The 12,559-nt window shown below is 33.3% G+C and carries 13 protein-coding genes; 9 read left to right on the plus strand and 4 right to left on the minus strand.

Annotation, left to right across the window (positions count from 1 at the left end):
* The first annotated feature begins 1 nt into the window (after position 1).
* The gene (locus ES675_RS14575) at positions 2–643 is read left to right on the plus strand and encodes an NUDIX hydrolase (RefSeq protein ID WP_066252039.1); all 642 of its coding nucleotides are present in this window, start codon (positions 2–4) and stop codon (positions 641–643) included.
* A gap of 51 nt (positions 644–694) precedes the next feature.
* On the plus strand, positions 695–1,507 hold the full coding sequence (locus ES675_RS14580; protein ID WP_066252044.1) for a lysophospholipid acyltransferase family protein: 813 nt from the start codon (positions 695–697) through the stop codon (positions 1,505–1,507).
* A 2-nt stretch (positions 1,508–1,509) separates the two neighbouring features.
* Here ES675_RS14580 and ES675_RS14585 read toward each other — a convergent pair whose 3' ends face one another.
* Both ES675_RS14585 and ES675_RS14590 read right to left on the minus strand, forming a co-directional pair.
* Complete coding sequence (locus ES675_RS14585) at positions 1,510–2,151, minus strand: hypothetical protein (protein WP_066252048.1); 642 nt, start codon at positions 2,149–2,151, stop codon at positions 1,510–1,512.
* Between the two features lie 4 nt (positions 2,152–2,155).
* Complete coding sequence (locus tag ES675_RS14590; RefSeq protein ID WP_066252055.1) at positions 2,156–2,650, minus strand: RNA polymerase sigma factor; 495 nt, start codon at positions 2,648–2,650, stop codon at positions 2,156–2,158.
* Positions 2,651–2,780: 130 nt separating this feature from the next.
* Between ES675_RS14590 and ES675_RS14595 the strand changes: the two genes are divergently transcribed.
* The gene (locus ES675_RS14595; protein ID WP_066252057.1) at positions 2,781–4,061 is read left to right on the plus strand and encodes an NAD(P)/FAD-dependent oxidoreductase; all 1,281 of its coding nucleotides are present in this window, start codon (positions 2,781–2,783) and stop codon (positions 4,059–4,061) included.
* A gap of 62 nt (positions 4,062–4,123) precedes the next feature.
* Here the strand turns inward: ES675_RS14595 and ES675_RS14600 are convergent, their stop codons facing one another.
* Both ES675_RS14600 and ES675_RS14605 read right to left on the minus strand, forming a co-directional pair.
* Positions 4,124–4,789, minus strand: coding sequence for a lysoplasmalogenase (locus tag ES675_RS14600; protein WP_066252059.1), 666 nt, complete (start codon positions 4,787–4,789; stop codon positions 4,124–4,126).
* A 50-nt stretch (positions 4,790–4,839) separates the two neighbouring features.
* Positions 4,840–6,117: an alpha/beta hydrolase-fold protein gene (locus tag ES675_RS14605; protein ID WP_066252063.1), complete on the minus strand. Its 1,278-nt coding sequence runs from the start codon at positions 6,115–6,117 to the stop codon at positions 4,840–4,842.
* A gap of 156 nt (positions 6,118–6,273) precedes the next feature.
* Here ES675_RS14605 and ES675_RS14610 point away from each other — a divergent pair, with 156 nt between their 5' ends.
* The 6 genes from ES675_RS14610 (at position 6,274) to ES675_RS14635 (ending at position 12,534) form a co-directional block, all read left to right on the plus strand.
* Positions 6,274–8,427: a TonB-dependent receptor gene (locus tag ES675_RS14610; RefSeq protein ID WP_066252065.1), complete on the plus strand. Its 2,154-nt coding sequence runs from the start codon at positions 6,274–6,276 to the stop codon at positions 8,425–8,427.
* 104 nt (positions 8,428–8,531) lie between these two features.
* On the plus strand, positions 8,532–9,257 hold the full coding sequence (locus ES675_RS14615; RefSeq protein WP_066252068.1) for an energy transducer TonB: 726 nt from the start codon (positions 8,532–8,534) through the stop codon (positions 9,255–9,257).
* A gap of 204 nt (positions 9,258–9,461) precedes the next feature.
* Positions 9,462–10,082, plus strand: a complete 621-nt coding sequence (locus ES675_RS14620) for a tetratricopeptide repeat protein (protein WP_066252069.1) — start codon at positions 9,462–9,464, stop codon at positions 10,080–10,082.
* A gap of 27 nt (positions 10,083–10,109) precedes the next feature.
* Positions 10,110–11,441: a 2TM domain-containing protein gene (locus ES675_RS14625; RefSeq protein ID WP_066252072.1), complete on the plus strand. Its 1,332-nt coding sequence runs from the start codon at positions 10,110–10,112 to the stop codon at positions 11,439–11,441.
* On the plus strand, positions 11,441–11,752 hold the full coding sequence (locus tag ES675_RS14630; RefSeq protein ID WP_066252236.1) for a 2TM domain-containing protein: 312 nt from the start codon (positions 11,441–11,443) through the stop codon (positions 11,750–11,752). The genes ES675_RS14625 and ES675_RS14630 overlap by 1 nt, the downstream gene beginning before the upstream one ends.
* 26 nt (positions 11,753–11,778) lie before the next feature.
* On the plus strand, positions 11,779–12,534 hold the full coding sequence (locus ES675_RS14635) for a LytR/AlgR family response regulator transcription factor (RefSeq protein ID WP_066252074.1): 756 nt from the start codon (positions 11,779–11,781) through the stop codon (positions 12,532–12,534).
* Positions 12,535–12,559 lie beyond the last annotated feature (25 nt).

Here is a 12,559-nt window from a genome sequence, read left to right on the forward strand (position 1 = left end):
GATGAAATTTGATGAATTTTTACAATCGGTATCAAAAATAGAAAATATACAACTGCCAGCCGAATCTTCACAATTTAAAATGTCGCCACCTTTTAGAGAGCAGCTCCAAGCGCAGCAAAAAAATGCCATTAAAAATGCTAAAAATGCTGGAGTTGTTGCCTTGTTTTACCCTGATCAAGAACATGAAACCAAATTAGTCTTAATTCTTCGGAAAACATATAAAGGAGTGCACTCTGCCCAAGTAGGCTTTCCTGGTGGAAAAGTGGAAAAAACGGATGCGACTATAAAAGATGCTGCTATTCGCGAAACTTGGGAAGAAGTTGGCGTGCCAGAGACGGAAATAGAAATTTTATGTGCCATGACCAAGGTATATATTCCACCAAGTAATTTTTTTGTTTATCCGTTTATAGGAATTTCTCGATGTACGCCTAAATTTGTTAAACAGGATACGGAAGTTGAAGATATTATAGAAGTGACTTTACAAGATTTTATCAGTGATTCTAGTGTTGTAACTAAAACGGTATCAACTTCCTATAGTGTTCAGGTGGATGTTCCAGCATTTCAATTAAACAATCATATTGTTTGGGGAGCAACAGCCATGATGTTGAGCGAAATAAAAGACTTGTTAAAAGAACTGCTGTAAACGGACAGTTTTATTACATTTGTAATCTTAAATCAGTTTTAAATTATACGTATGGGATTGTTTAAACAAAATCCTTTTGGTCATTATCTCATTCTAAAAAAATGGGTAATCAGAATTCTAGGCGGTCTAACACATAGACGCTTTAGAGGTTTTAATGAACTTAAAATTGAAGGATCTGAAATTATAAGAAATCTGCCAGATCATAACGTGCTGTTCATATCTAATCATCAAACCTATTTTGCAGATGTGGTTGCCATGTTTCATGTCTTTAACGCGAGTTTGAGTGATCGAGACGATTCTATTAAAAATGTAGGTTATTTATGGAATCCGAAAATGAACATTTATTATGTAGCAGCTAAAGAAACCATGAAATCTGGTTTACTCCCTAAAATAATGGCTTATGCAGGTTCTATTAGTATTGAGCGGACTTGGCGAGCAAAAGGGGAAGATGTTAATCGCCAAGTAAAAATGAGCGATATTTCAGCTATCAAAACAGCTTTAGATGATGGTTGGGTTATTACATTTCCTCAAGGTACTACAACACCTTTTAAACCTATTAGAAAAGGAACGGCACATATTATTAAGCATTACAAACCGGTTGTTGTGCCTATAGTTATTGATGGTTTTAGGCGTTCGTTTGATAAAAAAGGACTACGTGTTAAGAAGAAAAATATTTTGCAATCTTTAGAAATTAAAGAGCCATTACAGATTGATTACGAAAATGACTCTATTGCTGAAATAGTTGAAAAAATTGAATATGCTATTGAGCAACATCCTTCCTTTTTAAAAGTGATTCCACAGGATGTTTTAGAAGCTGAAGAAGCTTTAAATGAAATGCGAAAATGGCGACCTAATAATCCTTAATTTTATAAATCTAATTTTTTTAGCTCCGTATAGTTCTTATTCAAATTACGTAATAAAATACCATAAACTAACCAATAAAATAGAAGTAAGGTAAGTATAACAACAACTAAAAGAGCTATTACAGTTAATGTAAAAATGGTGTAAAACTTAAACGTTTCTCCACTTGCTGCTGCGCTGTTTGCAAGATTTATAAGTTCTTGATCTTGGTCAAATTCTACAAATAGTACAATTACAACGGATAGTATTAAGTATAAGAGATTAAAAGCGACGTAGCGTTTTACCGTTTGACGCGTTTTTAAAATATTTTCCATGAGTTTTTTTGCACTATCCGTAACAGAAATAGTTCGGTAGTTTTTAAAAAACATGACGAAAAAATAAGCTAGAATAATATAACCAAATACGGTCAGTGGTATAATAACATAATCAGCGTCATAGCTGTTGTAGCGCTCCATGCCTTTGCTGTCTTTTAATGCAAACGATATAACCAGCCAGAAAATAAATTCTAACAGACTAATGATAAATATCCATTTTACAATGGATGACGACCTTTTTAAAATCATTTTATAAATATCATTATAAGACAATTTTGGATACGCATTGTTATCCTTATTCCAGTCCTTTTTTAATAATTCTAATTCATCCATAGGGTTACGGATTTAAAATGGTTTTAAGCTTTGTTTTTATGCGATTCATTTTTACACGTGCATTTACTTCGCTAATTCCCATGGTTTCACTTATTTCTTTGTAATTTTTTTCTTCTAAATATAAAAACACCAATGCTTTTTCAATATCATTTAATTCTTTAACAGCATTGTATAGTAGTTTTAATTGTTGCTCTTCCGTATCATCATATTCTTCGGCTTTAATTTTGAATTCAATGCTATCAAACTCTTGTGTCTTTATGCGGCGTTTCTTCTTCCTGTAAAGCGTTATAGCGGTGTTCAACGCGACACGATACATCCAAGTACTGAACTTTGAGTCACCACGAAATTTTGGAAAAGCTTTCCAAAGTTGTATGGTTATCTCTTGAAACAGATCATTATGTGCATCTTGGTTATTGGTGTAGAGTCTACACACTTTATGCACAATGTTTTGATTTGCTTCAAGCTGTTCAACAAAATTATGTTCTAATGATTGGCTCAAATTGATGGTTTAGTACTGTATAAGTAGCATAATTATTAAAAAGTTACAGGGAATACAAATATTATTCAAAAATAGCCATTTAAATTGTTAAGGTTTATATTTGTATATCTGAAACGTATCCATTTAATTTATGAATATTCCTGAATCTAATCTTCCAAGGATAGTGGTTGTTGGTGGTGGATTTGCTGGTGTTAATCTAGTCAAATCCTTAAAAAACAAACCCGTGCAAGTTGTTTTAATAGACAAAAGAAACTATCATACTTTTCAACCGCTATTATACCAAGTGTCAAGTTCGGGTTTAGAGCCTGATTCCATTGCTTATCCCCTTCGAAAAATTATCAAATCTTCTCAAAATATCTTTTTTAGGTTGGCAGAAGTCCAGACAATAGATGCGCAAACGAATACGATTCAAACATCAATTGGCGATTTAACGTTTGATTATTTGGTGTTAGCTACAGGAACAAAAACCAATTATTTTGGGAATAAAGATGTTGAAACCTATAGTATGCCAATGAAAACGGTTCCACAGGCTTTAAATATTAGAAGTTTAATACTTCAGAATTTAGAAAAAGCAACCATAGCAAAAACGGTTGAAGAGCGTCATGCTTTTTTAAACTTTGTAATAGTAGGAGGTGGACCAACAGGCGTAGAATTGGCTGGAGCTATTGCCGAATTAAAGAATAATATTGTTCCTAAAGATTATCATGATTTGAATGCGAATGATATGCATATTCACCTTCTTGAAGGCGGTGATCGATTATTACCGCCAATGAGTTCACATGCATCCAAAAAAGCGGCTGAATTTCTAAATAAACTAGGCGTTAATATTCATTGCAATACGTTTGTTAAAAATTATGATGGAAAAAAAGTGGAAACAAATACAGATTTGGAATTAGAATCCGAGACCTTAATTTGGGCTGCAGGTGTTACCGGAAATCCAGTGAAAGGATTGGCTTCTGAAGCGCTTTTCGAGAAGCTAAATCGGTACCGCGTAAATGAGTATAATCAGGTGGAAAATTACCCTCATATTTTTGCGCTTGGAGACATTGCTTATATGGAAACGGAAGCCTATCCAAAAGGGCATCCGCAAGTAGCACAACCAGCTATTCAACAAGGTCAATTATTTGCTAAAAATATTGTAAAATTAATAGCCAATAAACCTATGAAAAAATTCAAATATAAGGATAAAGGTTCCATGGCAACTATAGGAAGAAATAAAGCTGTTGTGGATTTAGGGTCTTTAAAATTTTCTGGATTTCTAGCTTGGTTTGTTTGGATGTTTATTCACCTGATGGCTTTGGTTGGATTTAGAAATAGAGTCGTAGTTTTCTTCAATTGGAGCTATAATTATATCAATTTTGACAAAGCAGCACGCTTAATTATTAGACCTTTCAACAAGTTAAATAAATAGTTTAATAAGATGTAATTAAGTAGTTGGTTAATATTGCTTTGGGTATTTGCTATAAGAAAAATCTATTGCGCTTTTAGGAGTCCAAAAACAATACAAAGCTGTGCAAAAGCGTATGTAAACATAATACTTATATTCGAAAAAGGCAAGGGCTCATAAAATTTATTTAAAGCGAGTAAACTGTCAGAGACCATAAATAAAATAGCCCCTACAAATACTAAAATATAGCTACCATTTGGTACTTCACCTCTCCGTAAATATGCCGTTGTTCCCATGGTTAAAATGACTAGCATGTACACAATAACAGGAATTATCATGTCGCCTAAATTGTTCTTCAAAAGGTAAAAAAGTAGTCCGCCATAAACGAGTAAAATAACACTAAAAAGATAGGGTTTTTTATCAGCGTTTCTTCGCTTTAAAAACACCAAAATATAGAGGACATGGGCTGTTAAAAATGCGACTAAACCTACCGTAAAAAAGTGTTCAGATTTGTCTACAAACATCAATAAAATATCACCCAATAATGAGAAGATTAAAGCACCAAAAGTAAGCTGTTTTATTTTGGTTGAGATAGATGAATTTTGTTTGTAATAAAAGAAAATTAACGAAACTAATAAAGCGGGCTTTGCAAAATAATGTAAGAATGGATAGGACATTCCAGTTTGAATTTCTGCCATCAATATGAAACAAAAAAGGATAATAAATGATTTTTCAAGTTTGGTAAATTTCATATAGCAGGCAATTTAAAGTGTAAATTAGAGGTGTTTATAATTAGATTTTTTTAGTGTGAACTGTCTTCTTTTAGCAAAAGCGTATAAAGTTTATCTCTGGAATAATTATTACCCTTGCCTGTACTTAATGCTTTTTGATATGCTGAAACGGCTTTATCTTTTTCATTCACTTCCACATAATAATCACCTAAAGAGTCGTAAACATTGGAGTTTTCTGGATAATTCTTAACATTTAACTTAAAGAAGGCTTCAGCTTTATCATAAAGTTTTCGCCTTAAACACCCATAACCAAATTGATTTACCAAAGATTCTGGGGGTAGAATGGTATAATCCATTTTATTTGATACTAATTGATAATGATTTTTAAGCGTTTTGATTACGGTACTTTCTTTAACTTCTGGATTTATAATTAATGGTATAAAACTTTTATCCAAATCATACCATGAAAAAATATAGCGTAAGGCATCATAGGTAGCTATAAAAGGTAAGGTGCCATGACTTTCGTTAGGATAATAGTTGGAATTGAAATCAATTTGTGATGAAGATTCTGGAACAACCTGATTCGTAAACTCTAAAATATCCCGAATATGCTGTGTTTGCTTGGTGGTATCTTGTTCTACTGTATTTAATGTCATTCCGGCCGGCATGGAATTAGCTATGCCTACATACAGGATTTCATTGGAAAGTTTTTTATTGTTTAAAATCATTTTTGCTTCTTCCAACATTGCCGAATCAGACCACCATAAGCTAGGGTCTAAAGCTATATAACTATTAAAAAGTTCTGGACGTTTTAGCATGGTGTTAATCACTGTTAAGCCCCCTAAAGAGTGACCAATATAAAGTCTGTAAGGTTTTGTTTGGTATGTTTTATCAACAAAGGGAATTAGTTCTTTTTGCAAGAATTCCATAAAAGCTTCGCCACCACCTGATGTATTTGGACCATTTTCGCGGTTTCCATGTTTGGGTGTTAAATCGCGCAATCTATCCGTGTTAAGTATGCCAACAACAATCATTTTTGGTAAAACAGAATTGCTTTTAGTACTTAACTCTTGAATGGTTCCAACTACAGATGTAAAATGGGTATCACCATCAAGTAGGTAAACCACAGGAAAGCCATCATCAGTATCTGAACCTGATTCTGGAACGTGAACCCAAATTGTCCGTTTTTCATTTAATATGGTTGATTCAATGGTATGGGAAACACCAATGTTTATCATGTCTTCTTGTGTAGTTTGTGCGCTATTCTTATTAGGGATGGATAGAATAAATAAGGTAAATAAGGGCAGAAATAGATTGGTTCTGCTTGGTATTTGTGGTAAAAATCTCATTAGACGGTTAATCATATCCACTAAAGTAGCATTTTATTATTAGTATTAGATGCATTTTACATTTCAGCTATTAAAAATTACAATTGAGTAGGTATCTTTTTTAAAATTTTATAAGTAAGATCATATTTGTTGTATCAAAAATGAAACACGACCAATATGAAAACCATATTCATCATTATTCTAACTTTAATATCCAATTCAGCTTTTTCGCAAGTTGAAATAACGGGGACTGTTTTAGACTCTAAAAACAATCCCATTGAAGGAGCTAATGTTTACATAGAAGGCAGCTATGATGGTGCAACATCAAATGCTTTGGGTGAATTTCAATTTCAAACTTCAGAAACTGATTTGCAAACATTAATTGTGTCATTTCTTTCTTATGAAACTTATAAACTAGAAGCAGATGTATCGGTATTTTCAAATATTACCATTAAATTACGAGAAGACGTTAATGCCTTAGATACAGTTGTTATTTCGGCAGGTACATTTGAAGCGGGAGATGCTAGCAAAGTGTCCGTTTTAAAACCACTGGATGTAGTAACAACGGCAAGCGCAGTAGGTGATTTTGTTGGAGCTTTGCAAACATTGCCAGGAACTTCTACTGTAGCAGAAGATGGTCGCTTATTCGTGCGTGGAGGTGATGCCAATGAAACACAAATATTTATTGATGGTATTCGTGTGTTCACACCATATACGCCAACTACAAATAATATTCCTACACGTGGCAGATATTCACCGTTTCTATTTGATGGTATCACCTTTTCAACAGGTGGTTACTCTGCCGAATACGGCCAAGCCTTATCAAGTGTACTTCTTTTAAACACAATAAATGAACCAGATCAGAATAAAACAGATATAGGAATCATGAGTGTTGGAGGCTCTTTAGGGCATACCAAAAAATGGAAAAAGAGTTCCTTGAGTATTAATGGATCCTACATTAATTTGGCACCTTATACTGCTTTATTTCCCGATAGAAATGAATGGGATAAACCATTTAATGGTGGTTCGGGTGAAGCTGTTTTTAGGCGTCAGTTTAATTTAGGTATACTTAAAGTTTATACCGCATTTGAATCAGGTGGTTTTGCCCTAACACAAGAAGACATCAATGTTCCAGAAGGTGTTTACTATAAACTAAAAAACAACAACCTCTATTTCAATGGTTCGTATCGAGGTATGCTTTCTGATAATTGGACAGTTTTTGGAGGATTGAGTTACACATATTCCAATAATGATATTCAAGTATTTTCAGATAATATTAATGATACTGAAAATGCTGTTCATGCAAAATTTAAATTGAAACGGCGTTTTAGCAATCGCTTTAAAGTTCAGGTAGGTGCTGAATATTTTTCAACAGATTTTAATGAGAAATATGAAAGTCCTTTAACGGAAAAACTATCCTATGGATTTAAAAATAATATTTCTGCAGCCTTCACGGAAGCGGATGTTATATTTTCAAAAAAATTCGCTTTAAAAGGTGGTTTGAGATTAGAATATAGTGCGCTGTTCAATGAAGTTACGGTATCTCCTCGTTTATCATTGGCTTATAAAACATCTAAAAACAGTCAAGTATCTCTGGCTTATGGTAATTTTTACCAGAATCCTGATAGTAGTATTTTAAAATTTGAACACGATTTACAAGCTCAAAAAACCACGCATTATATATTGAATTACCAATTAAATCGTGATGGTCAAATTTTTAGAGCAGAGGCTTTTTATAAAGATTATAGTAATCTAATTAAATACGACACGGAGTTTGCCAGATTTAATAGTGATTTTAATAATCAGGGCTTCGCTTATGCCAAAGGAATCGATTTATTTTGGCGTGATAACAAAAGCTTAAAAAACATTGACTATTGGGTAAGTTATAGCTTTTTAGATAGCGAGCGCGACTATTTAAATTACGCAGAAACCGCTACACCTAATTTTGCAAATACTCATAATCTTTCTATAGTAGGGAAATATTGGGTTGAAAACTGGAAAAGTCAGATTGGTTTAAGCTATAATTTTGCCTCTGGACGTACTTACACAGACCCATACCTTGACGGGTTTTTAAATCAGAAAACAAAAAGCTATAACAGTTTAAGCTTGAATTGGGCATATTTAGTAACACCACAAAAAATACTGTATGTATCCGTAAACAATGCATTGGGTTTTAATAATATTAATGGGTATCAGTTTGCCAATTCGCCAGATGTTAATGGAAACTTTGCAAGTCGTGCTTTAAAACCTGCAGCGGATCAGTTTTTCTTTATTGGGTTTTTCTGGACTATTAGTGAGAAAGGCACGGATAATCAATTAAATAATTTATAACTCAAAGTTATTTAACTATTTGATAAGCAGTCTAAAACATGATTTAAGTCATAGTTTTTTAAAGGTATTTTGAGTAATTTAATTTCAGTTTAACTCTAGAAATTATGGAACTCAAAAAAAATCCGAATTTAGAAATTGGTCGCAATAGCGCTATCTATTTTGCTGTTGGTCTCAATATCATGCTGTTTTTTACGTGGCGTGGATTGGAATATCGCACGTACGACCAACGAGACATTAATCAAGAACTCTTGATTTTTACCGATGAGATTGAAGACGACATTCCTATTACCAATCTTGAAGCAACACCACCACCACCACCACCTGCATCTGCGGCAATTCCAGAAGTTATTACCATAGTGGAAGATACCGAAGAGATTGAAGAAACAATAATAGAAAGCTCGGAGTCTGGTCAGGAAGATCGTATTGAAGAGCGAGAAATAGCCATTGAAGAGGTATTCGTGGAAGAGGTTGAAGAAGAGGTTTCTGTGCCTTTTTCAGTTGTAGAAGACGTGCCTATATTTCCTGGTTGTACTGGTGATAATTTGGAGTTGCGTAACTGCTTTAGTGCGAAAATTACCGAACACATCCAGAAACACTTCAAATATCCAGAATCAGCTCTAGATTTAGGAATTCATGGTAAAGTGTATGTCATGTTTATTATTGATTCCCAAGGTCGTGTAAGTAATATAAGATCGCGTGGTCCAGATCCGCAATTAGAGAAAGAAGCAGAACGCATAATAGGTTTATTGCCAGTTATGCAGCCAGGAAAACAACGCGGAAAACCTGTAAAAGTACCGTATAGTATTCCGATAAATTTTAAAATTGAATAACCTTACTGGATATTTTATAATTTTAGCAACCGTATTAAATTGATTCATGTATCAATTAGTACGGTTTCTTGTTTTTATTAGGATTTGTGAGTAGTTTGGGGTTTAAAAACAATTCATCCACAAAATCTGACAGTTGAGAGGTTTGCTTTTTGTAAAACCTTATTTCTGATGCATATTTGTACTATCAAATTAAAACACAATCTTATGAAATCACTTATAATAACGTTTATTCTTTTAATGGGCGTTGCTGCACAAGGGCAAACTAATTTTGAAAAAGGTATGACAAAGGCTTTTTCTATGTGGCAGTCTGATAATATGAATGGTGCGGAACAACTTTTTGAGCGCATTGCAGATGCTGAACCAGATGAATGGCTTCCAAGCTATTATATTGCGCAAATCAATAGTTTAAAAAGTTGGACAGAAAAGGATGTAAGCGTATTGACATCTCAATTAGAGAAAGCTCAAAATTATATAGATATGGCCAAAGCTATCGATCCAAATAATGCCGAAATTTTAGTTATGCAAGCCCAAATTTATACCAATTGGGTGGCTTTTGATGGTGCTATATATGGCATGAAATACAGCTCCATAATAAATGAACTTTATAAGCAAGCGTATAAACTGGATCCAGAAAACCCAAGAGTGGTCCTTAATAAAGCAGAATGGGAAATGGGAAGCGCCAAATTTTTTGGCAAAGACACCAAGCCTTACTGTGAAGACATTGCCCGAGCCATAGAACTTTGTGTTACCTTTAAACCAGCTTCAGATTTTCATCCAAATTGGGGAAAAGAACGTGCCGAACAGGTATTGGCTAACTGCAAATAATCTATAATAACAACAACTCACGAAACCATGAATAGATTAATGAAAAATATAGTACTCACTATTGGTATAGGTATTTTGGTTTTCTTGATAGGTAATGCATTATCTCGTGGCTTTGAGTTTGAGAGTTTTAATGACTTTCTTGTGAACTTCATGTTTTATCAGTTGTATGCTTTTATTCTAGGGTTTTCTAACATGTATTTTTTTGGATACTTAGGGAAACTCAATTGGAAAGATGATGAAAGTTTCAAACGAATACTTGTAGGTATCGTTGGCTCTGTCATGATTACACTTTTTGGCTTGTTTCTATTACATATGTTTGAAGCTTTAGCTCTGGACGGTAAAAGCTTTGAAACCTTTATTGCTAATGAATCTTATAGGAGTTATACCTTCGGTTTATGGATTACATTAACCATTGTAATAACGTTTCATGCGGTTTATTTTTATAAGCAATCCCAAGAAAAAAAGGTTAAAGAATCACAACTAGTAGCACAAACCCAAACGGCTAAATTTGATGCACTTAAAAACCAATTAGATCCTCATTTTCTATTTAATAGTCTGAATGTATTATCTAGTTTAATTGAAGAAAATCCAGATAATGCACAACAATTTACGACGTCTTTATCAAAAATATACCGCTATGTTTTAGAGCAGAAAAACAAAGATTTGGTATCCGTTGATGCGGAATTGGAGTTTGCTAGAACCTATATGCTGCTATTAAAAATGCGCTTTGAAGACAGTATTATTTTTGATATTCCAAATCAGGCTTCAAATCCAGACAGCAAAGTGGTGCCATTAGCGCTTCAGTTGCTATTGGAAAATGCCGTAAAACATAATATGGTTACTCCAAGTAAGCCTTTACATATAAAAATCTACGAACACCAAGGTAATCTGGTAGTCGAGAATAATTTACAAACCAAACAAGTATTAAAAAAGAGTAGTGGTGTAGGGTTGAGTAATATAACGGAACGCTATAAGCTATTAACAACTAAAAAAGTTTCAATTAACCAACAAGCATCGGTTTTTAAAGTATCAATTCCAATGCTGACAAAACAAATAACAATTATGGAACCACAAGAAATTACCAATAAAGAAGAAGCCTATTATCGAGCTAAAAAGCAAGTAGAAGAAATAAAAGGGTTTTATGGAAACCTTATATCTTACTGTCTCGTTATTCCTTTTTTAATTTTTTTAAATTATAGGACATCTTGGGAGTTTCAATGGTTTTGGTTTCCTATGTTAGGTTGGGGAATGGGTATTGTATTTCATGCTTTTGCTGTGTTTGGTTATGGTAAAACGTGGGAAGAACGAAAAATACAAGAGATTTTAAATAAAGATAATAATCAAAAAAAATGGAACTAATGAGTACTGATTTTAATTTTGAAGCTCAAGACCGCATTGATCGCGCAAAAGCGGAAGTAAAAAAACTAAAAGGTTTTTATTCACATTTATTGGTGTATGTTGTTATAAATTTAATGATTGTTGTTATAAATGTCCAAGATTTGGAACCCGGTGAAAGTTACTTTCAATTCAAGAATTTTTTCACACTAACATTTTGGGGATTTGGTTTATTAGTCCATGGTTTATCTGTCTTTTTACCAAATTGGGTTTTAGGAAAAAACTGGGAAGAACGTAAAATTAAGGAATACATGGAACGCAATAAAAGGAAATAAAACCAACCTAAACCAGCTAAAACACTATGAATGTCATTATAATAGAAGACGAAAAACCATCAGCAAGACGATTGCAACGTATGCTAGATAAATTAGGAATCCAAGCTGAAACCATGCTGCATTCGGTTGAAGAGTCCATAAATTGGTTTCAAAATAATTCGCATCCAGATCTGATTTTTTTAGATATTCAGTTAAGTGATGGTTTATCGTTTGAAATTTTTGATGCTGTAAAAGTCAAATCTGCTATTATTTTCACAACAGCTTATGATGAATACGCGCTTCAAGCTTTTAAATTAAATAGTATTGACTATTTGTTAAAGCCTATTGATACAGATGAATTGGCTAAGGCATTAGAAAAGTTTAAAGAACATCAATTTAAAGAGCAACAGGTAGCTTTAGATTTTAATGCCATAAAAAACCTACTGGTCAATGCATCTGAGCCAGAATATAAGAAACGCTTTTCCGTAAAAGTAGGACAGCATTTAAAGCTGTTTACAATTGAAGAAATAGAATGTTTTTATAGCGAAAATAAAGGCACGTATTTGCACACCAATCAAGGTAGAAGTTATCTTCTGGATACCACTTTAGAGCAACTAGAAGTCGAATTAAATCCAAAACAGTTTTTTAGAATCAGTAGAAAATTCTACGTTAATATTCATGCAATAAAAGATATGGTGAGTTACACCAATTCGCGATTAGAAATAAAACTGAATAGTTTTAACGAGCAAGACGTTATAGTTGCACGAGAACGTGTTAAGGATTTTAAAAATTGGTTAGAATAATAATGAAGCTGTTTTATGTTAGGTA

It is taken from the genome of Algorimicrobium algoritergicola (assembly GCF_008086165.1).
In the GTDB taxonomy this organism is placed as follows: Bacteria; Bacteroidota; Bacteroidia; order Flavobacteriales; family Flavobacteriaceae; genus Algorimicrobium; species Algorimicrobium algoritergicola.